We start from the raw sequence: 391 nt of genomic DNA, 5'->3' as shown, positions 1-391 counted from the left end.
TCGTTCACCCGGCCATCAGGGTAGCGGTTCAGCGCCAGCGCGCCCAGGCGCTGCCCGAGCGCGGCCTGCAGTTCCAGTGGCAGGCGATGCGGGTTCTCCATGGCGTCGAGCTTGACCATGCCGGCCGAGTCCTGGATGGCATAGCCGTGCATGGACAGCACGTCTTGGCGAAAGACGCGTGGCGCTACGGCGGCGCTCATGATTTCGCGCCCTTCAGCCGCATTTCCGCCGCCCGGGCGTGGGCCTGCAAGCCTTCGCCATAGGCCAGTTCAGCGGCAATCAGGCCCAGCGTTTGAGCTCCGGCTTCGCTCACTTCGATCAGGCTTGAGCGTTTCTGGAAGTCGTAGACGCCCAGCGGCGAGCTGAAGCGTGCCGTGCCGCTGGTCGGCAG

The 391-nt window shown here is 66.8% G+C and carries 1 protein-coding gene and 1 pseudogene; both read right to left on the bottom strand.

The genetic code is table 11. The annotated features are described in order from the left end of the window. Positions 1-200: pseudogene (locus B3V69_RS16600) on the bottom strand (histidinol-phosphate aminotransferase); the annotation flags it as partial. Beyond that, a partial coding sequence (locus tag B3V69_RS16595) for a histidinol dehydrogenase (RefSeq protein ID WP_296448115.1) occupies positions 197-391 on the bottom strand: 195 nt, incomplete at its 5' end. The pseudogene B3V69_RS16600 and the gene B3V69_RS16595, both read right to left, overlap by 4 nt.

Origin of the sequence: Rhodoferax sp. UBA5149, assembly GCF_002413825.1 — a bacterium.
In the GTDB taxonomy this organism is placed as follows: domain Bacteria; phylum Pseudomonadota; class Gammaproteobacteria; order Burkholderiales; family Burkholderiaceae_C; genus Rhodoferax.
The sequence above is the reverse complement of the archived record's forward strand: the minus strand, read 5'-3'. Positions and strand labels throughout refer to the sequence as shown.